Below are 19,382 nucleotides of genomic sequence, written 5' to 3' on the forward strand. Positions count from 1 at the left end.
ATCACCGACCTCCCGAATCGCGCTTTCCGCCCATGCCGTCCATGCCCGGCATGCCTCCCGTCCCGCCGGACCCCGCCTTCGGGGCCACCTGCCGGTTGAGCTCCAGCCAGTCCTTCGTCTCGACCACACCGAAATCCTTCACGCCCCGGGTGACCGTCGCGTAGCGAGGGGGTGGGACCGTCACGTTCGGATCGGAGGGCAGGACAAGCCCGACGGGCACTGTGGCGGGCATGCAGCCGGCGAGCGGCAGGACCGCCGCGAGCGCGGCCGGTCTCGGCAACTTGAACATCGTATATTTCCCGAACTGAGGCGGAGGGCCGGGGACATGGCCCGGCAAGCCGCCGGCCGCACGGCGGAAGCCGACGACGGGGTCGCGCTCGACCAGGGCACCAAGGCGATGAGGGGGGAGGGGGTGGCCGTCCCGTCGGAACGGCCGTCGGCGGTCGCGAGAGCCGCCCGCGCATCAGGCGCCGAGCCTCGGCGGTCGCTCGATCCGGAGCGGATGGGCGTCGACGGGTCCGTCCGCCCGTCCGATCCGTCCGCGGTCGGAGGGCGTGTCCTCCAAGGGCGGTCCGCCCCCTGCCATCGTCGGCAACGCGGCTTGGCAGCCGAGGGCGCAGCAGGGCGACGGGCCGCCCGGGCGCTTCGAACCGTGTCGGTGTCCCGGGCCGCCGTCATCGCCGGCGGACGCGGAGGGACCGTCCTGTGACGGCGCATGACGCGCCGCGTCCCGCGCGCTGTCCGGCGTGTCGGAATCCCGCGACGCCCGCGCGGGGTCGGCGTGCGGCATCCGCGCGGAGGCGTCGGAGAGCCAACGGTCGGCCGCCGCGGCCTGACGGCCCATCGTGCATGCCGCCGCCGGCGCGATGGCCAAAGCAAAAGCCAGGACGGCGAGCATCACTGTGCGCAGGAAGAGCATCGCTCAGGATTCCGGCCCGATCTGGAGAAAACATCGCGCAGCCCGGCGGGGCCTGCAATCCCCCCGACAGCAACAATCTCCGATAACAACCCTCTGTTGTATTTCCGCCATGAGCCGGGTCCCGGACAGGTTCTGCAGGATGGGCGACGCAGCGGGCGGCGGCGGGACGGTCAATGGGTATGGTCGTTGGGAAGGGCACTCGGAGCCGGGACCGCATCGGTCCTGCCCACGGCATCGGGCGTGACGGCGTCATTCGTGGGGGTGTGGTCGTGCGCGTGGCTATGCCCCTCGGCATGGTCGCCGCCACCGGGATGGACGTGGTCGCCGGATGTCGGGAGTGCCATGACGCCCAGGCCATAGCGGTAGACGTTCTCGCCCCCGAGCCAGCCCGTCACCGCGAGCGCGCCCGAACCTCCCGCCAGCAACGCCAGCAGCACGAGGCCCGCTCCGGCGCTCTTTCGGCGCTCCAACCAGGCGACGCCCCCGGCGGCGAGGAAGACCAGCGCGGTGGCCACGGCCCAACGCAGGTGGATCGTCATGTTCCGGTGCGAGGCCGCGTCGTGCGCCACCGTGTTGTAGGCCGACCAGCCCGTGGCGAGGGTTGCGACCGTGATGCCGACACCCATCGCGAGGTTCCAGCGGGCGGCCGTCGTGAGCGCGCCTCCGTACGGCCGCTGCCCGAGCAAGGTCCCGAGGGCGAAGAGGCCGCTGCTCGTGATGAGGAGAGCGACCGTGAAATGGACCGCGACCGGATGCCAGTTCGGGATCACCTCGATCATGCCTGCACTCCAAGAAAAGCGTCGATGGCCGGACGGCCGGTCTTTGTCCGGGTCAGTTCAATCGCGGGGAGGGACCGAGCGAGACATCGCACGGGGACACGGCCGACGCCGTCACCGGATAGGACGTCAGACCTAGCCGGATCCGGCCCGGAACACCTTGTCGTGGGATGGGGAGCGCGCCGGCGCCAAGGCTCGGAAACCTCCCTGCCCACCTGTCTCACCGTACCCGTCCGGGGTATAGGAATGCTACCTAAGCTTGACAATCATCCCCGCAACATACCTGTGCGTGAAGGCATGACGGGAGCGCAGTAACCTTTCGGGCCAGGATTGCGGACTGTCCGTTTGAGCGCCGGGAGCGATTCCGTGTGGCGATTGGGCCGCCGACCGCGTGAACTGGATCGCCGGACGAACGGCGTGCTTCGGCGACACCGCGTGGCCGTTATGAGGAGTTCTGCGGGGTGGCGGATGATGCGATCGACTTCGTTCTTCCGCTCGGCGGCCATGAACCGGCTCGCCTAGCTCGCGTGTCCCAGGCGGAGGAAGAACTGCGTGGCCTGCTCATCGCCAGCCTCGGGGGGAGCGCCGTCGACTACCGGCGCTTCCTCGAGCGCCTCGGTTCGCATCTGCGCGCGTACTACAAAGGCAAGCTGGTCCGGTCCGGGCGGACGGACACCGAGGCGGAGGACCTGGTCCAGGAAACCCTGATGGTGATCCATACGCGGCGGCACACCTATGACGTCACGCAGCCTGTGACGCCGTGGGTCCACGCCATCGCCCGATACAAACTGATCGACCATCTCCGGCAGACGCGCGCGACCGCTGCGAACGTCCCCGTCGAGGATGCGGGTGTGCTGCTGGCCCACGGCGATCACGTCGCGGCGGAGAGTTCCCTCGATGTCGCGCGCCTGCTCGCGCACTTGCCGGCCAAGATGAGAAGCGCGATCCAATCCACGAAGGTCGACGGCCTAAGCACCGCCGAGGCCGCCGCGCGCTCCGGCATGTCCGAGACGGCGGTCAAGGTGAGCGTCCACCGTGGCCTGAAGGCGCTGGCGAAACTGGTCGGAGGCACGGCGCGATGAAGACGGACGACCTCATCGGTTTCCTGGGCAGCAGTTTCGAGCGCGAACCGGTTCGGACCTCGTGGATGACCCGGCGGCTCGGCCTCGCCGTGGCCATGGGCGCCGCTTGTGCCCTCTTTCTCGCGCTCGCCGTCCTCGGCGTACGCCCCGGCCTCATGCAGGGCCGCCCGCTCCTGTTCCTCGCCTTCAAGCTCGCCTTCGCAGCCGCGGTCGGTGGCCTCGCGATCCGGTATCTCGTCAGGGTGGCCAGTCCGGGCGGGGAGAGCCGCGTCCATCTCGGGATCGCGGCATTGCCGTTCGTCGCGGTCGCGGCCCTGGCCGGGGCCAGCCTCACGACGGTGCCGCGCGAGCACTGGCATGGCCAGATCTCGGGCCATTCCTGGCTCGAATGCCTGGTCTCGATCCCCCTGATCGCCATCGTTCCGTTCGCCGTCGTCACCTGGGCGGTCCGCCGGTTCGGGGCTCCGACGGACCTGATTCGCGCCGGAGCCCTGGTGGGTCTCGCAGCGGGCGCCGTGAGCGCGCTCGGCTACTCGCTGCACTGCATGGACGACACCGTCCCGTTCGTCGCCGTCTGGTACGGCGGGACGATCGCGTTGTGCACCCTGGCCGGGGCGGTTCTGGGGCCGCGTCTCCTCCGCTGGTAGCGCGCCGCCGAGCCTCCCCGCACCTGAGCCCGATGCTGTCGGGACAGGGGCGGGGGGGATGGGATCGGTCAACGGGCCCGGGCGACCGAATAGAGGACAAACGGGAGATGAGGATGGAGACGGAAACCTTGGCGTCCCGGCGAGACGTGCTCGTCGGCCTGGTGGTGGGACTGACGCTCGGAAGGCCCGCCTTGGCGGAGGGTCTGCCCTGGGTCGCCGTGACGAAGGACCCGAGTTGCGGCTGCTGCGAGAAATGGGTGGCACACCTGCGGGAGGCCGGCTTCACGGTGACGGTGACCGAGGGGCCCGTGAACCCGGTGAAGGCGCGCCTCGGCGTGCCGCGGGACCTCGCCTCCTGCCACACGGCCGAGGTCGGCGGCTACGTGGTCGAGGGGCATGTGCCGGCCGGCGCGATCAAGCGGCTGCTGGCGGAGACGCCCAAGGCCACGGGACTGGCCGTTCCGGGCATGCCGGCCGGCTCGCCCGGCATGGAGGTCGAGGGCATGGAGCCCGACACCTATGCGGTAATTCTGTTCGGCCCGGAAGGCCGAAGCCCGTTCGCCCGGTACCGTGGCGGGGTGCCGGCGTAAGACCGCGGCGCGACCGGACCGGGGATCGGGCGCGGGCCGACCTGGCTGAGCCGCCCGGGGGCCTCGTGAGCCCTCGGACCGACGCGTCCGGGCACCGGATGCGGACCCCGGGGCTCAGGCCCGGGGGCCCTCGGCCAGCTCGCCCTGCGTGAAGTCCCGCCAGAGCAGGATCAGCGCCGCCATCACGGCCGGGCCGAGGAACAGCCCCAGGAGGCCGAAGGTCTCGACGCCGCCGAGGATGCCCAGCAGCACCCAGAGGAAGGGCAGGCGGGTGGTGCCGCCGATCAGGGCCGGACGCACGAAGTGGTCCGCCACGAAGGTGACGACGAAGCCCGCCACCACCACGACCGCCGCTGGCACCACCGCGCCGTTGGCGAGCAGGATCGCGGCCGCGATGCCGAAGACCAGGGGCGCCCCGAACGGGATCATCGCCGCCACCGCCGTCAGGGCCCCGAGCAGCACCGGGTGCGGCACGCCGGCGAAGAAGTAGACGATCCCCAGAAGCAGGCCCTCGCCGAGGCCGACCAGGACGAGGCCGTCCACGGTGCCGTGCACCGAGGCCACCATCTGCCGTGCCACCCGCTCGCCGCGGGGGCCGAACAGCTTGGCGCTGGCGGCCAGCACCTGCGCGGCGACCGCCCGGCCGTCGCGGAACAGGAAGAACAGCGCCACGAGGGTGAAGCCGAACAGGACCACCCGCCGGACGATCTGCGCCCCGAGGCTGCGGGTCACGCCGATCACCGAGGAATTGTCGAAGCGGTGCAGGAGCTCCGAGCCGGCGGCGGGGTGGCTCAGGTTCTCCGCCCACCAGGCCTGCGCCTGCGCCGCACCGAAGGGCAGGTGGCCGAGGAAGTCCGGCACGGGGATGCCGGATTTCTCGAAGGAGCGGGCCCAGGCGACCACGTCGTGGGCCTCCCGCGCCGCCTGCACGCCCAGCACCACCAGGGGAATCAGGAAGACCAGGGCCACCGCCGCGGTGAAGAGGAGCGGCAGGAGGATGTTGTGCCGGCCCGGCGGCCAGCGCCGCTCCGCACGGGCGTAGAGGGGCCCGAGGGCGATCGCCAGGATCACCGCCCAGACCAGGGCCGGGATGAAGGGGTGCAGGACCCAGATCCCGAGGCCCGCCAGGGCGAGGAACAGGGCAAGGCGCGCGAGGCTCTGCGCCGAGCCCGATACCGGGTGCGCCCCCGCACGCGGCGGAGGGTCGGAAAGCGAGCGCGGGTCGGGCGCGCCCGCCGGCGGCGTGCCGGCCGGCGTCACGGAGGGAAGCTGGACCATCGTGTTGTGCGACCTCGTGCGGAGCGGCCGCGGCGGCCACGTCCTGCCAGTGCATCTAGTCCATCGCCGCGGGATCGGAATGGAGGCGCAGGCCGGATCGCGACGCCGTGATGGCCACGGTTGCCCCTCCTGACCCCCTCGTGTAAGGGACCGCCTTCACTGTCCAGGGCGGCGGCAGCGCCGGCCCACGGGGCATGCTGCGCGACCGGGGGCACCGGGCATCATGCGCCGGATCGCTCCGGCCCCCGATCGGCACGGGCCGAATCCGGCGGGATACCCAGTCACACGGCGAGAACGCATGTCCGACCAGACCCACACCGCCACCTTCGACCGCGTCGCGGACATCATCGCCGACACCGCCGACATCCCGCGGGACACGATCACCCCCGAGAGCCACGCCATCGACGATCTCGGGATCGATTCGCTCGCCTTCCTCGACATCGCCTTCGCGGTGGACAAGGCCTTCGGCATCAAGCTCCCCCTCGAGCGTTGGACCCAGGAGGTCAACGAGGGCAAGGTGCCGGCCGAGGAGTACTTCGTCTTGAAGAACCTCTGCGCCCGCATCGACGCCCTCGTGGCCGAGAAGGCCGCCAAGGCCTGAAGCCGGGCCGCCCGGGACGCCCCGGGCGACCGACGCCGCCCCTTCGACCCCCGCCCGCCCGGGACCCAGGACGCCATGCGCCTCGAATATTTCGAGATGATCGACGCCGTGACCCGCTTCGACCGCGAGGCCGGCCGGATCGAGGCCCTGGCCCGCGTGCCGATGGAGAGCCCGGTCTTCGAGGGGCACTTCCCCGACCATCCGCTGGTGCCGGGCGTGCTGCTCACCGAGACCATGGCCCAGGCCTCGGGCTACCTCGTGCTCGCCCATCTGGGCTTCCGGCAGATGCCGTTCCTGATGGGCGTCGACAAGGCGCGCTTCCGGTCCTTCGTCGGCCCGGGCGCCGAACTGCAGATCGAAGCCAGCCTCGAACATGACGGCTCAGGCTACGCGGTGACGAAGGCGGCGATCCAGCACGACGGCAAGCCGCTGGCCAATGCCGAGCTGCGCTTCCGCACCATGCCGTTCCCGGCCGGCCTCGACGGGCCGATGCGCGCGCGGGCCCGCAAGATCGGGCTGTTCGATCTCGCGGGCGAGCCCGCGTGAGCGTGCGGCGAGCGAGCGTCCAGAGATGAGCGACGAGGTGAGATGAGCAGTTCGCGCGACGTCGTCGTCACCGGCATCGGCCTCGTCTCCTGCGCGGGCGAGGGCATCGCGGCGCATCTCGCGGCCCTCGGGGCCGGCGCGCCGGCGCGCACCGACACGCAGGCCTTCGCGCCCTACACGGTGCATCCGATGGCGCCCCTCGCCCTCGACGGCCAGATCCCGAAAAAGTCCGACCAGCGCCAGATGGAGCCCTGGCAGCGCCTGGGCGTCTACGCCGCCGGCCTCGCCCTGGATTCCGCTGGGGTGAAGGGGGATGCCGACCTGAAGGGCCGCATGCACCTCGTGGTCTCGGCCGGCGGCGGCGAGCGCGACACGGCGGTGGACGGCGCGATCCTCACGGGCCTGCGGGAGGCCGCCGATCCGGGCGCCTACCTCAACGAGCACCTGCAGAACGACCTGCGCCCGACCCTGTTCCTGGCCCAGCTCTCGAACTTGCTCGCCGGCAATATCGGCATCGTCCACGGGGTCACGGGGGCGTCCCGCACCTTCATGGGCGAGGAAGCCGCGGGCACGGACGCCCTGCGCATCGCCCAGGCGCGGATCGCCTCGGGGCAGGTGGACTGCATGCTGGTGGGCGGCTCCTACAGCGCCGAGCGACCCGACGTCATGGTCATCCACGAGATGGGCGGCTTCCTGCGCGCCCGCGACTTCCGCCCGGTCTTCGACCGGACCCCGGCGGCAGAGGCCGGCTTCATCCTCGGCAGTGCCGCCGCCTTCCTGGTTCTGGAAGCGGCCGAGCATGCCGCCGCCCGCGGGGCCCGGGCGCTGGCGCGTCTCGGCCCGGTGGCGAGCGACCGCACGACACGCACGGCCGGCAGCACCGAGGCCAGCCTGGCGGCCCTCTGGACGACGGCGGGCGTCGCGGCGCCCGAGATCGTCCTCGCCGGTGCCACCGGCGTCGCCCCGGTCACGACCGAGGAGGGCGCAGCCCTGGCGCGCCTCGCCCCGGGCGTGGCCGTGACGGCTCTGGGCGATGTCACCGGCCACACCCTCGAGACGGTGGCGCCGTTCGGCGCGGCCCTGGCGGCGGCGCTCGTCGCCGAGAAGGGCCTGCGCGAGGTCGCCGTGACGGTGGTGGGCCATCGCCGGGGCGAGGGCGTGATCCGGGTGACGGCGGCCTGACCCGGGGCGATCCCGGACTCCGGTGGTGACGAAAAGAGTGTAAGACGGCGCGATGACGAACCAACCTCCCCGGGACGCCAAGGTCCGCGACGCGAAAGGCCGGCCGCTGGTGGCGGTCACCGGCCTCGGCATCGTCACCTCCCTCGGCCAGGGCCAGGCCGACAACTGGGCCGCCCTGACCGCCGGACGCTCCGGCATCCACGCCATCCGACGTTTCCCCACGGAGGGCCTGCGCACCCGCATCGCCGGCACTGTCGACTTCCTCGATACCGACCCCCTGGTGGCACCGGCCCTGTCCCAGCGCTTCGCGGAAGCCGCCGCCGACGAGGCGATCGCGCAGTCGGGCATCGGCCGGCCCGGGGACTTTCCCGGCGCCCTGTTCATCGCCGTCCCCCCGGTGGAGATCGAGTGGCCGCAGCGCCAGGCCCTGGCCGAGGCCTCGGGCCAGACCGGCCCGATCACCTATGCGGACCTGCAGCGCGCCGCCGCGAGCCGGCGCTTCGACCCCTGGCACGACCTGTTCATCTTCGGCACGGTGGCCGACCACATCGCCGACCGCTTCGGCACCAAGGGCTCGCCGATCTCCCTCTCCACCGCGTGCTCGTCCGGCGCCACCGCGATCCAGCTCGGCGTCGAGGCGATCCGGCGCGGCGAGGTCACGGCCGCCCTCTGCATCGGCACCGACGGCTCGGTGAACCCGGAATCGCTGATCCGGTTCTCGCTGCTCTCGGCCCTCTCCACCCAGAACGACCCGCCCGAGGCCGCCTCAAAGCCGTTCTCCAAGAACCGCGACGGCTTCGTCATGGGGGAGGGCGCGGGCGCCCTCGTCCTGGAGGACGCCGCGGCGGCGCGCGCCCGCGGCGCAAGGATCCTCGGCTACGTCCTCGGCTGCGGCGAGAAGGGCGACGGCTTCCACCGCACCCGATCGAGCCCCGACGGCGCCCCCGGCATCGCGGCGATCCGCGCCGCCCTGGCGGATGCCGACACGGCGCCCGACGCCATCGACACCGTGAACGCCCACGGCACCTCGACGCCGGAGAACGACAAGATGGAGGCGATGAGCTGCGCCGCCGTGTTCGGCGACCGCATCCGCACCCTGCCGGTCTCGTCCAACAAGTCGATGATCGGGCACACCCTCACGGCCGCGGGCGCGGTGGAGGCGGTGATCTCGCTCCTCACCATCGCGCACGGCCGAATCCCCCCGACCATCAACTACGCGGTGCCCGACCCCGCCATTCCCCTCGACATCGTAGCCGAGGCCCGGGACGTGCCGGTGCGTCGGGTGCTGTCGAACTCGTTCGGCTTCGGCGGCCAGAACACCTGCCTTGTTCTGGCGGACGAGCCGGCATGACGACGGACCCGAGCGCCGGGCCCGGCCGCCGCGTCCTCGTCACCGGGGGCGCCTCCGGCCTCGGCGCCGCCATCGTGCGGGCCCTGGTCGCCGCCGGCCACGACGTCGCCTTCACCTACCGGTCCTCCGCCGAGGCCGCCGAGGCGCTGGTGGCGGACCTCTCGGCGGCCCATCCCGACCGCACGATCACCGCGCAGGCCCTCGATCTCGCCGACCGCGCCGTCGTCGCGGCGTTCTGCGAGGAGCTCGAGGCCAGCGACGGCTTCCACGGCTTCGTCCACAATGCCGGCCAGTCCTACGACGCCCTGGCGGCGATGCTGGACCAGGACCGGGCCGAGGCGGCCATGCAGGTGAACTTCTGGTCGCTGACGCGCCTGGCGAAATCCCTGGTCCGGGGCATGACCCGCGCGCGCGCGGGACGGATCGTCGCCATCGGCTCGGTGGCCGCCCTCCGGGCCAACCCGGGCAACGCGGCCTACGCCGCGACCAAGGGCGCCCTCATCGCCTATTGCCGCACCCTGGCGGTCGAGTCGGCCAAGCGCGGCGTCACCGTCAACGTGATCGCGCCGGGCTTCATCGATACCGGGATGATGGCCCCCTACGCCGCCTACCGCGCCACCATGGAGCGCCAGATCCCGGCCGGCCGCTTCGCCCGGCCGGAGGACGTCGCCGCCCTCGCGGCCTTCCTGATGGGCGAGGGCGCCGCCTACATCACCGGCGCGGTGCTGCCCGTCGACGGCGGCCTCACCGCGATGATGGGCGTCCATCGCTCCTGAGGCGGAACCGAGCATGTCCCCGATCCCCGCCGCGCTGGTCCTCCTGCTCCTCGCCGCCGGCCCCGCCGCGGCGGCCGACGCGTTCCGGGTCGACGGGCTCCCGCGCGGCGAGACCCTGAGCATCCGCGAGACGCCGGATGCCGCCGCGCCCGCCCTCGGCCAGGCCCCGCTGGGCGCCCGCCTGCGCGGCTTCGGCTGCACCGCGGACACCCCGAGCGGTCTGACCTGGTGCCGGGTCAAGGCCGGCCCGATCCTCGGCTGGGCCCGGCGGCGCTACCTGTCGCCGGAGTGAGGCCGGCCCGGCGGGTTGATGCCTGGCCCCGCGGAGGCTAGCGAGGGGCGCATGAACGCCCAGCCCCTGCGGGGGCATCCGCGGCGCCCCGCGAACGGAAGCGAACCGATGCAATCCCTCCAGCTCCACGGTGACCGCGACCTGCGCCTCGAGGATGTCGCGGAGCCCGCGCCCCCCGGCCCCGGCGAGGTCCAGATCCGCGTGCGCGCGGTGGGCCTGAACTTCATCGACGTCTGGGGCTTCCGCGGCATGGCCTTCGCCAAGCGCAAGCTGCCCCTGGCGGTCGGGGCCGAGGCTTCGGGCGAGATCGTCTGCGTCGGGGAGGGCGTCACGGGCCTGGCCGCGGGCGACCGGGTGGCGATGTACGGCGCCCGGACCTGCGGCCGGTGCAAGGCCTGTCGGGAGGGCCGCGACAACCTCTGCGAGGACGTCTCCGGCGTGATGGGCTTCCACATCGACGGCTTCGCCCGCGAGCGGGTGACCATGCCGGCGCGCCTCGTCATCAAGATGCCGGACGGCGTCAGCTTCACCGATGCGGCCTGCGCCCCGGTGGCCTTCGGCACCGTGCAGCACATGCTGTTCGACAATGCCCGCCTTGAGCCGGGCGAGAGCATCCTCGTCCATGCCGGCGGGTCCGGCATCGGCACGGCGGCGATCAAGATGGCCAAGGCCATCGGCTGCACGGTCTTCACCACGGTGGGCGACGACGCCAAGGGCGAGAAGGCCAAGGCGCTCGGCGCCGACCACGTCATCAACTACCGCGAGGAGAGATTCGAGGGCGAGGTCCGCCGCCTGACCAAGCGCAAGGGCGTCGACGTGGTCTTCGAACATGTCGGCCCCGACACCTGGAACGGCTCGCTCCTCTGCCTCAAGCGCGGGGGACGGCTCGTCACCTGCGGCTCCACCTCGGGCGTCTCGACCAGCATGAACCTGATGCAGCTATTCCAACAGCAGTACCGCATAACCGGCTCGTTCGGCTGCTCGATGGCCAATATCCGCGACGCCATGGCCAAGATGGCGGACGGCATCACCCCCGTGGTGGACACGGTCCTGCCCCTGGCCGATTTCGCGAAGGGGCTGGAGCGCCTGGAATCCCGGAAGGTCTTCGGCAAGATCCTCGTGACGCTCTGAGTTGCAGGCCGCACGGGTGCCCTCCCGGGCTAAAATGAATTATGCCAGGGGCCAGGGTCGTCGCCGGAACGCCCCGCGTCACGGGATTCGTTTTGCTTCGCCTTGCCCTCGTCCTGAAGCGTAACCTGCCGCGGCTGGCCGGCCTCGCCATGATTCCCCTGATCCGGGGGCTGTTCTGGCTGGCGCGCCTCCTCGGGGCCGAGCGTGCGAGCCGGGTCGGCGGCTGGGTCGCCCGGACGGTCGGTCCCTTCCTGCCGGCCCACCGGATCGCGACGGCCAATCTGCGCGCGGCCTTCCCCGAGCGGGACGAGGCCGCGATCCGCGCCCTCGCCCGGGAGGCGTGGGACAATCTCGGCCGGACGGGTGCGGAATACGCCCATCTCCACACGCTGTTCGATCTCGATCCGGCGGATCTCGCGGCGGACGGGCGGATCACGGTGGCGGGCGAGACGCATTTCGCCGACCTGCGCGACGACGGCAAACCGGGCCTGATCTTCTCCGCCCACCTGGCGAACTGGGAATTGCCGGCGATCTGCGCGGCCCAGTTCGGCCTCGACGCCACCGCGATCTTCCGGCCCCCCAACGACGCGGCCTCCGCGCGCCTGGTCCAGGAGGTCCGCCGCCAGACCATGGGAGGCCTGGCGGCGGCCGGGCAGGGCGCGGTCTTCGCCATGCAGGGTGTGGTGGAGCGCGGCGGCCATCTCGGCCAGCTCATCGACCAGCACTTCACCCGGGGGGTGGTGGTGGAGTTCTTCGGCAAGCCGGTGCTGGTCAATCCGCTCCTGGGCAAGCTCGCCCGCCACTACGAATGTCCCGTCCACGGCGCGCGAGTGGTCCGCCGCGACGGGACGCGCTTCCATCTTGAACTGACGCCGCCTGTCGACCTGCCGCGCGACGCCTCGGGCGCCATCGACGTGCAGGGGGCGATGCAGGCGATGACTCGGGTGATCGAGGGCTGGATCCGCGAGAATCCCGGTCAATGGCTCTGGATGCACCGGCGCTGGCGTCCCGCGATGCTGCCGAAGCCCAAACCCGCTCCGGGTCCGGCCTCGGGAACGACGGCCCCGGCCGGCGCGCCGGAGGATCGAGCGACCGTGATGACGGGGAATGGCCCGGCGACGGTATCCTGATCCCATGAGCCGCGCCGCCCCGTCCCTTCCGCGCCGAACCGTCGGCCTGCGCCTCGCCCTCCTGGTCGCCGCCGGTGCCCTGGTGGCGGGTGCGACCCAGGCCCTGGCGGGCGAGCGCACCCCGGTGGTGATCGAACTCTACACGAGCCAGGGCTGCGCCTCCTGTCAGCCGGCCTCGCGGGTGCTCGGGGAGTTTGCCCGGGAGCCCGGCGTGATCGCCCTGACCTTCCCGATCACCTACTGGGACTATCTCGGCTGGAAAGACGCCTATGCCCAGCCCGCCTTCACGGCGCGGCAGCGGGCCTACGCCTCTCTACGCGGCGAGCGACAGGTCTTCACGCCGCAGGCCATCGTCAACGGCGAGCCCTCGATGATCCGTTCGGATCGCAACTCCCTGGAACGGGCCCTGCGCCGGGCCCGGGCGACCAGCCCCATCCAGGTGCCGGTCCGGAGCTGGGAAGAGGGCGACCGGATCTGCGTCGATGTCGGCGCGAGCACGGGACCGGACACCAAGGCCGAGCTCTGGCTGCTGCCCGTGATGCGGCGGCGGCGCATCGCCATCGGCGGCGGCGAGAACAAGGGACAGGTGTTCGACTACATCAACGTCGTGCGCGGGATGCACCGGATCGGCCCCTGGACGGGTCATGCGGCCCATTTCGAGGTGCCGCGCCACGCGGCCCAGGTCGCCGATGCCGATTCCTACGTCGTCGTGCTCCAGGGGGGCAACGAGGGCCGCCCCGCCCGCATCCTCGGCGCCGCCAAGGCGCCTGGCTTCTGAAAGGCACCTGGCTTCCGACAGCGCCCCGGGATCGCTCCCGGGGCGCCGTTTGACCGAGCGGCCAGTCTGATCGGGCTGGGGAGGCTCGGGCCAAAAGCGGGTCCGGCGACGGGTCAGTACGTCCCGAACTTGTAGTTCAGGCCGGCGCGGACGACGGCGAACTCGTCGGAGCGACGGCTGGTATAGCCCGTCGCGGCTGCATAACCCGTGCCGGAAACGCTGTACTGGGCGCCCGTCGAGTTCGAATAGGCGAACACGCCGTTGGTGCTGTTCCGGTCGAGGCTGACATAGAGGCCCTCGATTTTCACGGTCACGGCGGAGGACTTGAAGAAGTTCAGGAACGAGTCGGAGGGCAGGGCGTACTCGATGCCGCCGCCCGCGGCCCAGCCGGTGCGGAACGTATCGGTGCTGCTGTTGGGCAGGCCGAAGCTGGAGCCGCCCCCGCCGCCATAAGCGAAGCCGCCGGTGCCGTAGACCAGGGTCCGGTCGAAGGCGTAGCCGAGGCGGCCCCGCACGGTGCCGAAGTAGTCGAGGTTCGACAGGCCGTTCGGGTTGACGAAGGTCAGGTCCGCGTTGGGCGTGCCGACGAAGGACGCCGTGTTGCGGTTGGTGCCGAAGCCGAGATACTGCGCATCCGCCTCGACGCCGACCACCACGCCGGAGCCGGGCGTGAACTGATAGTTGTAGCCGATCTGGCCGCCCCCGGTGAAGCCGTTGTTGGCGTTGCGGTTGCTGAAGGCCACGAGGCCCGGATCGGCGCCGTTGGCGACGACGCCGGAGGCGGCGGTGGTACCGATCACGGTGGCGCCGCGGCTGCTGTTGGCATCGAAGCCGTAGCCGGCGTTGAGACCCGCATAGAACCCGGTCCAGCTGAAGACCGGAACCGTGGTGAAGACCGGCGGCGCGACGCGGCGCGGAAGGTCGGCGGCGGAGGCCGCGCCGGCGAGCAGGACAGCCATCGGGCCGGCCAGGAGAAGGGGCTTGGTCATGAGATCCTCGTTGTCTCCCTCGGGAGATGGCGAACCCGAACGACGGTTCCAACCCGCAGACCGGTGCCGGACACCCGGCGCGGAAACCCGCGGGCGCCCGGGCGTCACCGCGACGAGGCCGGCCCCGATCTCCGCATCCGTGCGCCGGCAGACACGGGAGCGCGGGGATCGGGCGGTTGTCTACGCCTGCCGAACCCGCCCGAGGGCGGCGGCAAGTCTGTACGGACATCCGTTCGAAAGTCCGTGGCCGGTGCGACCACGTCCGGACCATGCGTGGGAAATTTGCCCACGTCAATTGGAGAGCCATCAATCGCGTGCGCCTTCACACGGAAGAGGGCCCACGCGGACGGATGGCGTATCGGCTCAGGCCGGCGGGCGACGCCGCCGGGAGGGCGTCAGTCGACCCACTCGCCGGCGCGCATTACCGGAACCGCCCGGCCCTCGGCGGAGAGTCCGTCGACGTCGATCCGGTCGGAGCCGATCATCCAGTCGATGTGGATCAGGCTGCGGTTGGCACCGCGGGCCGCGAGGTCGTCCGCGCTGAACTCCGCGCCGCCGTTGCGGAAGCACTTGCTGTAGGCCTGGCCCAGGGCGATGTGGCTCGCCGCGTTCTCGTCGTAGAGGGTATTGTAGAACAGGAGTCCCGAGGCGGAGATCGCCGAGGAGGCGGGCACCAGGGCGACCTCGCCGAGGCGGCGCGCGCCCGCGTCGGTCTCCAGCACCTTGGCGAGCACGTCGCCGCCGGTGCGGGCGGTGGCCTCGACGATGCGGCCGCCCTCGAAGCGCACTTGGATCCCGTCGATCAGCGTGCCCTGGTAGGAGAGCGGCTTGGTGCTGGTGACGGTGCCGTCGACCCGGTCCTTGTGCGGGGTGGTGAACACCTCCTCGGTGGGGATGTTGGCGTTGCAGACGATGCCGCTGCGGGAGGCCGAGGCGCCGCCGCACCATTCGTGGTCGTCGGCGAGGCCCACCGTGAGGTCGGTGCCGGGTCCGAAGAAGCGGAGGGCCGCGAAGCGGTGGGCGTTGAGCGCGTTCATCCGGGCGTGAAGGGCGGCGTTGTGCGCCTCCCAGGCCGCCACCGGGTCGGGGCCGTCCACCCGCGAGGCCGCGAAGATCGCGTCCCAGAGGCGGGACACGGCCTCGGCCTCCGGTAGGTCGGGGAACACCGTGCGGGCCCAGGGCGTCGTCGCCGCCGAGACGATGGTCCAGTTGGTGGAGAAGTTGGCGATGAGCTCCAGGGCGGGCACATAAGCCTTCGACCGGGCCTGGTTGGCACGGGCCACCTTGGCCGAGTCCTGGCCGGCCAGGAGGGAGGGATCGTCGCCCGCGATGGCGAGGCGGGCCGCGCCGTTGCGGTAGGCCTCGGCCATGCCGCTGTAGAGCCAGCCGGCTGCGGTGTCGAAGGCCGCCTCGGGGGCGTGGGCGAAGCGCGCCAGGGTGGCGGCATCGTCCGTGTAGAAGGTGGTGACCAGGGAAGCGCCGGCCTTGTAGGCCTGTTCGGTGATGAGGCGGGCCAGCGGCACCGTCTCGAGCGGCGCGGTGATCACGAGTTCCTGGCCGGGCCGGAGACCCAGGCCGACCTTCACGGCGACCTCGGCCAGGCGCTCCAGGCGCTCGGCATGCCGTGCCCCGTGCGACGACGCGGCCCCGGTCGGTGTGGAGCCAGCGGTTGTCTGCGCGATCCCGTCCATGCCTGTCTCCCGATGCTGCCTTCAGCGCTGTGCGCTCAAGATCAGGTCCCGGGACGGCAGGTCAACCCTCGGTGGACGCAGGCCGGGCGGGCCGGCCACGGCGTGGGTTCAAGCGGCGCGGGACCAAGTGATCTCGCCGAGGTTCTCGCGGAAGGCGAAGCGCAGAAGATGGTCGGAGACCACGTTCTCCAGGCGCGTCAGGGCGGCCGGATCGGGCGTCGCGACCCGCATCAGCAGGGCGTCGGGGCCGGCCTCGAAGGTGCAGACGCGGTCCTCGCCGAAGGGCACCCGGCCGGCCTCCTCGGTGGCTTCCACTGGGAACTTGTGGCTCCAGTGACGGCAGAGCTGCTTGAGGTAGCGGCTCGCCTCGGCCGTCGGGACTCTCGCCTGGGAAGTCGGCATCGAACGTGTCTCCTGCTCGGTCTTCGATCGCGACGTCTGATCTGTTCTCTCGTCCAAGAGAGGGCGGAAGGGTTAAGACCGGCCTAACCCACCGCACTGCAACCAGCCGTGCGCCGTTGTCGTGCAACCTCCTCCGCCCGCAGCGGAGCCGATTTATGGCGCATTGCCGTCGATAATCTGGCAAGTCTTTGTGCGCTGCACAACAACAATCCGGACGAGCCCGGTCCGGTTCCGATTAAATTTTTGTTGAGTCTTCGGAAAAGCCGAATGACGCCGCCTCGCCGGCCCGGCGGTCGGGCAGAACCTTGCCCGGGTTGAGGATGTTTGCCGGGTCCAGGGCGGCCTTGAGGCTGCGCATCAGGTCGAGGGCCACCGGGTCGGCGTAGCGCGCCAGTTCGTCGCGCTTCAGGAGGCCGACGCCGTGCTCGGCCGCGATGGAGCCGCCGAGCCCGGCGACGATGTCGTGGACGATCCGGTTGAAGCGCTCCCAGGCGGCGAGGAACGCGGCGCGGTCCATGCCCACGGGCTGGCTGAGGTTGAAGTGGATGTTGCCGTCACCGAAGTGCCCGAAGGCGCAGACGCGCAGACCGGGCATCGCCGCCTCGCAGGCCCGCGTCGCCCGCGCGAGAAACTCGGGTAGGCGGGAGAGCGGCACCGAGACGTCGTGCTTGATCGAGCCGCCCTCCGCCTTCTGGACCTCGGAGAGGCTCTCGCGCAGATCCCAGAAGGCATTCGCCTGCGCCTCGCTCGCCGCCAAGGCCGCATCTTCGAGGAGCCCCGCGTCCTGCGCCCGGGCGAGCAGCATCTCCATCAAGGTCGCCGCGTCCTCGCCGGGTCGGGTGGTGGAGAGCTCCACCAGCGCGTAGGCCCCGTGCGCCCCGGCCAGGGGCCGACGGGCCCCGGCCCGATGGCGCAGGACGATCTCCAGCCCGAAGGGGGCGATGTACTCGAAAGCGGTCAGGGTCGGGCCGGCCTCCGCCCGCAAGCGCCGGAACAGCGCCAGGGCGGCCTCGGCCGAGGCGAGGCCGACCAAGGCCACGGCGCGGGAGGTCGGCCGGGGAAAGAGCTTCAGCACCGCGGCGGTGATCAGCCCGAGCGTTCCCTCCGAGCCGAGGAACAGGTGCTTGAGGTCGTAGCCGGCATTGTCCTTGCGCAGGCCCTTCAGCCCGTTCCAGACCCGGCCATCGGCCAGCACCACCTCGAGCCCGAGGACGAGGTCGCGGGCGTTGCCGTAGGCGAGCACGGCGGTCCCGCCCGCATTGGTGGAGAGATTGCCGCCGATGCGGCAGGACCCCTCGGAGGCCAGCGAGAGCGGGAACAGCAGGCCGGCGGCCTCGGCGGCCGCCTGGACGTCGGCCAGCACCATGCCGGCTTCCACGGTGATGCTGGCATTGACGGCGTCGATCGCCCGCAGGCGCGTCAGGCGTGCCATCGACAGCACGATGCCCCCCTGCGGCAGGCCGCCGCCGACATGGCCGGTGTTGCCCCCCTGGGCCACCACCGGCACCCCGGCCTCGGCGCAGGCACGGACCACGCCGGCGACCTCGGCGGTGTCGGCGGGCCGCACCAGCGCCAGGGCGTGGCCGCGCCGCAGCCCGCGGGTCTCGGCGAGGTGGGGCGCGAGGTCGGCCGGGTCGGTGAGGACGTGGGCGGCGCCGAGATGCGCGGCGAGGTGCGCCAGCAGGCGGGAGGGGTCGGTCACCACGGAACTCGCAACGGCAGGCCTCGGCTCGCGGCAGGATGGCGCGGCCGGGCCCGCTGCCTATGATAGGGATGGCGCGGCGTCCTGTGCAGGGCGAGCGACCGGGCGCCGCGCCGCATCCGCCGAGAGAAGAGGTTGGAGACCCATGCTGTCCGTGATCCCGAACCCGCCCCGCATCGCCCTTCCGATCGTCGGCAGCGACGACCTGTTTCCCGTGCGGCGGGTCTACTGCGTCGGTCGCAACTACGCCGCCCACGCCCGCGAGATGGGCAAGGACCCCGACCGCGAGCCGCCGTTCTTCTTCATGAAGCCCGCCGATGCACTGCAGATCGTCACGGGCGACGATCCGGTGGACCACCCCTATCCGCCGCGCACCGAGAACTACCACTTCGAGGTGGAGATGGTGGCGGCCCTCGGGCTGGGCGGCCGCGACATCCCGGAGGCTTCCGCCCTCGACCACGTCTACGGCTACGCCGTCGGGCTCGACATGACCCGGCGCGACGTCCAGGACGAGGCCAAGCGCCTGGCGCGCCCCTGGGACCTCGCCAAGTCCGCCGATGCCTCGGCGCCGATCGGACCGCTGCACCCGGCCTCGGCCATCGGCCATCCCGCGCGGGGCGCCATCACGCTGGCGGTGGACGCGGGCGAGCGCCAGCGCGGCGACCTCTCCGAGATGATCTGGTCGACGCAGGAGCAGGTCGCGCTGCTCTCGACCTATTTTGAGCTGCACCCGGGCGACCTCATCTTCACCGGCACCCCGTCGGGCGTCGGCGCCGTCCGGCGCGGCGAAACGATGACGGCCGCCATCGAGGGCCTCGGCGCCATCCGCCTGCGCGTCGTCTGAGCCGCATGCTCCTGCAACGCCCCTGGATGCGGCGCCTGATCCACTACGGCGCCCTGGCGACGCGCGGCATGACCCTGGGTGTTCGCGGCGTCGCCATCGACGCCGAAGGCCGGGTCTGCCTCGTCCGCCACACCTACGTGTCGGGCTGGCACCTGCCCGGCGGCGGCATCGAGGCCGGCGAGAGCGCGGTGACGGCCATGGTCCGGGAGTTCCGCGAGGAGGCCGAGATCGTCGTCGATCCCGGGCATCCTCTGCGGCTGCACGGCTTCTATCACAGCCGCACGGGGGCCGGGCGCGACCACGTCGCCCTCTACGTGGCCGCCGCCTTCGCGGTGCGGGCGCCAAAACAGCCCGACCGCGAGATCGCCGCCTGCGGCTTCTTCCCCCTCGATGCGCTCCCGGCCGAGACCACCGCCGCCACCCGCGCGCGCCTGCGTGAAATCCGCGAGGGCCTGCCCCCGCCCGCGCAGTGGCAGCCCTAAGGGGCGGTGCGATGCCGGCAAACGGCCCGCGGGGCGAGCGCCGGGATTCAGCGCTTGCAACACCCGACGGAATGGTGTTTAGAGACGCCGTCCGGGGCCGCCGGCGGGTCTTTCCCACCAGCGGCGCGGTTGTGAGCGGGTGTAGCTCAGGGGTAGAGCACAACCTTGCCAAGGTTGGGGTCGAGGGTTCGAA

At 71.8% G+C, this 19,382-nt stretch carries 21 protein-coding genes; 14 read left to right on the forward strand and 7 right to left on the reverse strand.

Going from position 1 to position 19,382, the window contains the following annotated elements; translation table 11 throughout:
• Nucleotide 1: 1 nt before the first annotated feature.
• Both ASF18_RS00955 and ASF18_RS00965 read right to left on the reverse strand, forming a co-directional pair.
• The gene (locus ASF18_RS00955) at nucleotides 2-289 is read right to left on the reverse strand and encodes a hypothetical protein (RefSeq protein WP_056220147.1); all 288 of its coding nucleotides are present in this window, start codon (nucleotides 287-289) and stop codon (nucleotides 2-4) included.
• A gap of 800 nt (nucleotides 290-1,089) precedes the next feature.
• Complete coding sequence (locus ASF18_RS00965; RefSeq protein WP_056348522.1) at nucleotides 1,090-1,698, reverse strand: DUF2231 domain-containing protein; 609 nt, start codon at nucleotides 1,696-1,698, stop codon at nucleotides 1,090-1,092.
• Nucleotides 1,699-2,222: 524 nt separating this feature from the next.
• Here ASF18_RS00965 and ASF18_RS00970 point away from each other — a divergent pair.
• From ASF18_RS00970 to ASF18_RS00980, 3 genes are all read left to right on the forward strand, one after another.
• Nucleotides 2,223-2,777, forward strand: a complete 555-nt coding sequence (locus ASF18_RS00970; RefSeq protein ID WP_056220442.1) for a sigma-70 family RNA polymerase sigma factor — start codon at nucleotides 2,223-2,225, stop codon at nucleotides 2,775-2,777.
• Entirely contained in the window at nucleotides 2,774-3,424 is a 651-nt protein-coding gene (locus ASF18_RS00975; protein ID WP_056348525.1) for a DUF1109 domain-containing protein, read from the forward strand. The genes ASF18_RS00970 and ASF18_RS00975 overlap by 4 nt, the downstream gene beginning before the upstream one ends.
• 113 nt (nucleotides 3,425-3,537) lie before the next feature.
• A complete protein-coding gene (locus ASF18_RS00980) occupies nucleotides 3,538-4,014 on the forward strand; it encodes a DUF411 domain-containing protein (RefSeq protein WP_056348528.1) in 477 nt (158 codons plus the stop codon).
• Nucleotides 4,015-4,128: 114 nt separating this feature from the next.
• On the opposite strand, the gene ASF18_RS00985 is transcribed toward ASF18_RS00980, so the two are convergent.
• Nucleotides 4,129-5,292 carry an AI-2E family transporter gene (locus tag ASF18_RS00985; protein ID WP_082486900.1) on the reverse strand — a complete coding sequence of 388 codons (1,164 nt, stop codon included), beginning with the start codon at nucleotides 5,290-5,292 and terminating at the stop codon, nucleotides 4,129-4,131.
• Between the two features lie 298 nt (nucleotides 5,293-5,590).
• Here ASF18_RS00985 and ASF18_RS00990 point away from each other — a divergent pair, with 298 nt between their 5' ends.
• The 9 genes from ASF18_RS00990 to ASF18_RS01030 all read left to right on the forward strand — a co-directional run bounded on the left by ASF18_RS00990 (nucleotide 5,591) and on the right by ASF18_RS01030 (nucleotide 13,079).
• Nucleotides 5,591-5,893 carry an acyl carrier protein gene (locus tag ASF18_RS00990; protein WP_055949487.1) on the forward strand — a complete coding sequence of 101 codons (303 nt, stop codon included), beginning with the start codon at nucleotides 5,591-5,593 and terminating at the stop codon, nucleotides 5,891-5,893.
• A 75-nt stretch (nucleotides 5,894-5,968) separates the two neighbouring features.
• Nucleotides 5,969-6,439: a 3-hydroxyacyl-ACP dehydratase FabZ family protein gene (locus tag ASF18_RS00995; RefSeq protein WP_056220162.1), complete on the forward strand. Its 471-nt coding sequence runs from the start codon at nucleotides 5,969-5,971 to the stop codon at nucleotides 6,437-6,439.
• Between the two features lie 42 nt (nucleotides 6,440-6,481).
• The gene (locus ASF18_RS01000; protein WP_056220165.1) at nucleotides 6,482-7,621 is read left to right on the forward strand and encodes a beta-ketoacyl-ACP synthase; all 1,140 of its coding nucleotides are present in this window, start codon (nucleotides 6,482-6,484) and stop codon (nucleotides 7,619-7,621) included.
• 52 nt (nucleotides 7,622-7,673) lie between these two features.
• Nucleotides 7,674-8,972 (forward strand): beta-ketoacyl-ACP synthase, encoded by a 1,299-nt coding sequence (locus tag ASF18_RS01005; protein ID WP_056348532.1) that lies wholly within the window; start codon nucleotides 7,674-7,676, stop codon nucleotides 8,970-8,972.
• Nucleotides 8,969-9,748: an SDR family NAD(P)-dependent oxidoreductase gene (locus ASF18_RS01010; RefSeq protein WP_056348535.1), complete on the forward strand. Its 780-nt coding sequence runs from the start codon at nucleotides 8,969-8,971 to the stop codon at nucleotides 9,746-9,748. The genes ASF18_RS01005 and ASF18_RS01010 overlap by 4 nt, the downstream gene beginning before the upstream one ends.
• Before the next feature lie 13 nt (nucleotides 9,749-9,761).
• Complete coding sequence (locus ASF18_RS01015; RefSeq protein WP_056270536.1) at nucleotides 9,762-10,040, forward strand: SH3 domain-containing protein; 279 nt, start codon at nucleotides 9,762-9,764, stop codon at nucleotides 10,038-10,040.
• Between the two features lie 108 nt (nucleotides 10,041-10,148).
• Nucleotides 10,149-11,171 carry a zinc-binding dehydrogenase gene (locus ASF18_RS01020; RefSeq protein ID WP_056220177.1) on the forward strand — a complete coding sequence of 341 codons (1,023 nt, stop codon included), beginning with the start codon at nucleotides 10,149-10,151 and terminating at the stop codon, nucleotides 11,169-11,171.
• A gap of 92 nt (nucleotides 11,172-11,263) precedes the next feature.
• Nucleotides 11,264-12,301, forward strand: coding sequence for a lipid A biosynthesis lauroyl acyltransferase (locus ASF18_RS01025; RefSeq protein WP_056348538.1), 1,038 nt, complete (start codon nucleotides 11,264-11,266; stop codon nucleotides 12,299-12,301).
• 4 nt (nucleotides 12,302-12,305) lie between these two features.
• The gene (locus ASF18_RS01030; RefSeq protein ID WP_056348541.1) at nucleotides 12,306-13,079 is read left to right on the forward strand and encodes a DUF1223 domain-containing protein; all 774 of its coding nucleotides are present in this window, start codon (nucleotides 12,306-12,308) and stop codon (nucleotides 13,077-13,079) included.
• Nucleotides 13,080-13,192: 113 nt separating this feature from the next.
• Here the strand turns inward: ASF18_RS01030 and ASF18_RS01035 are convergent, their stop codons facing one another.
• The 4 genes from ASF18_RS01035 to ASF18_RS01050 all read right to left on the reverse strand — a co-directional run bounded on the left by ASF18_RS01035 (nucleotide 13,193) and on the right by ASF18_RS01050 (nucleotide 17,863).
• On the reverse strand, nucleotides 13,193-14,068 hold the full coding sequence (locus ASF18_RS01035; RefSeq protein ID WP_056348545.1) for a hypothetical protein: 876 nt from the start codon (nucleotides 14,066-14,068) through the stop codon (nucleotides 13,193-13,195).
• A 395-nt stretch (nucleotides 14,069-14,463) separates the two neighbouring features.
• A complete protein-coding gene (locus ASF18_RS01040; protein ID WP_082486901.1) occupies nucleotides 14,464-15,759 on the reverse strand; it encodes an aminopeptidase in 1,296 nt (431 codons plus the stop codon).
• 108 nt (nucleotides 15,760-15,867) lie between these two features.
• A complete protein-coding gene (locus ASF18_RS01045; RefSeq protein WP_056220187.1) occupies nucleotides 15,868-16,161 on the reverse strand; it encodes a DUF2218 domain-containing protein in 294 nt (97 codons plus the stop codon).
• A gap of 235 nt (nucleotides 16,162-16,396) precedes the next feature.
• Nucleotides 16,397-17,863 carry an FAD-binding oxidoreductase gene (locus ASF18_RS01050; protein ID WP_056348685.1) on the reverse strand — a complete coding sequence of 489 codons (1,467 nt, stop codon included), beginning with the start codon at nucleotides 17,861-17,863 and terminating at the stop codon, nucleotides 16,397-16,399.
• Nucleotides 17,864-18,008: 145 nt separating this feature from the next.
• Between ASF18_RS01050 and ASF18_RS01055 the strand changes: the two genes are divergently transcribed.
• A complete protein-coding gene (locus ASF18_RS01055) occupies nucleotides 18,009-18,707 on the forward strand; it encodes a fumarylacetoacetate hydrolase family protein (RefSeq protein WP_056348550.1) in 699 nt (232 codons plus the stop codon).
• Nucleotides 18,708-18,712: 5 nt separating this feature from the next.
• Complete coding sequence (locus ASF18_RS01060) at nucleotides 18,713-19,189, forward strand: NUDIX domain-containing protein (protein WP_056220193.1); 477 nt, start codon at nucleotides 18,713-18,715, stop codon at nucleotides 19,187-19,189.
• Nucleotides 19,190-19,382 lie beyond the last annotated feature (193 nt).

Source organism: Methylobacterium sp. Leaf89 (assembly GCF_001422215.1).
GTDB lineage: Bacteria > Pseudomonadota > Alphaproteobacteria > Rhizobiales > Beijerinckiaceae > Methylobacterium.

What these genes read in the sequence shown, in the direction of transcription:
- ASF18_RS01045 (WP_056220187.1), bottom strand. Translation starts at nt 16,161, where the DNA reads ATGCCGACTTCCCAGGCGAGAGTCCCGACGGCCGAGGCGAGCCGCTAC.
- ASF18_RS01030 (WP_056348541.1), top strand. Translation starts at nt 12,306, where the DNA reads ATGAGCCGCGCCGCCCCGTCCCTTCCGCGCCGAACCGTCGGCCTGCGC.
- ASF18_RS01010 (WP_056348535.1), top strand. Translation starts at nt 8,969, where the DNA reads ATGACGACGGACCCGAGCGCCGGGCCCGGCCGCCGCGTCCTCGTCACC.
- ASF18_RS00965 (WP_056348522.1), bottom strand. Translation starts at nt 1,698, where the DNA reads ATGATCGAGGTGATCCCGAACTGGCATCCGGTCGCGGTCCATTTCACG.
- ASF18_RS01015 (WP_056270536.1), top strand. Translation starts at nt 9,762, where the DNA reads ATGTCCCCGATCCCCGCCGCGCTGGTCCTCCTGCTCCTCGCCGCCGGC.
- ASF18_RS00990 (WP_055949487.1), top strand. Translation starts at nt 5,591, where the DNA reads ATGTCCGACCAGACCCACACCGCCACCTTCGACCGCGTCGCGGACATC.
- ASF18_RS01035 (WP_056348545.1), bottom strand. Translation starts at nt 14,068, where the DNA reads ATGACCAAGCCCCTTCTCCTGGCCGGCCCGATGGCTGTCCTGCTCGCC.
- ASF18_RS00985 (WP_082486900.1), bottom strand. Translation starts at nt 5,292, where the DNA reads ATGGTCCAGCTTCCCTCCGTGACGCCGGCCGGCACGCCGCCGGCGGGC.
- ASF18_RS01060 (WP_056220193.1), top strand. Translation starts at nt 18,713, where the DNA reads ATGCTCCTGCAACGCCCCTGGATGCGGCGCCTGATCCACTACGGCGCC.
- ASF18_RS00975 (WP_056348525.1), top strand. Translation starts at nt 2,774, where the DNA reads ATGAAGACGGACGACCTCATCGGTTTCCTGGGCAGCAGTTTCGAGCGC.
- ASF18_RS01000 (WP_056220165.1), top strand. Translation starts at nt 6,482, where the DNA reads ATGAGCAGTTCGCGCGACGTCGTCGTCACCGGCATCGGCCTCGTCTCC.
- ASF18_RS00955 (WP_056220147.1), bottom strand. Translation starts at nt 289, where the DNA reads ATGTTCAAGTTGCCGAGACCGGCCGCGCTCGCGGCGGTCCTGCCGCTC.
- ASF18_RS01005 (WP_056348532.1), top strand. Translation starts at nt 7,674, where the DNA reads ATGACGAACCAACCTCCCCGGGACGCCAAGGTCCGCGACGCGAAAGGC.
- ASF18_RS01020 (WP_056220177.1), top strand. Translation starts at nt 10,149, where the DNA reads ATGCAATCCCTCCAGCTCCACGGTGACCGCGACCTGCGCCTCGAGGAT.
- ASF18_RS00980 (WP_056348528.1), top strand. Translation starts at nt 3,538, where the DNA reads ATGGAGACGGAAACCTTGGCGTCCCGGCGAGACGTGCTCGTCGGCCTG.
- ASF18_RS01055 (WP_056348550.1), top strand. Translation starts at nt 18,009, where the DNA reads ATGCTGTCCGTGATCCCGAACCCGCCCCGCATCGCCCTTCCGATCGTC.
- ASF18_RS00995 (WP_056220162.1), top strand. Translation starts at nt 5,969, where the DNA reads ATGCGCCTCGAATATTTCGAGATGATCGACGCCGTGACCCGCTTCGAC.
- ASF18_RS01040 (WP_082486901.1), bottom strand. Translation starts at nt 15,759, where the DNA reads ATGGACGGGATCGCGCAGACAACCGCTGGCTCCACACCGACCGGGGCC.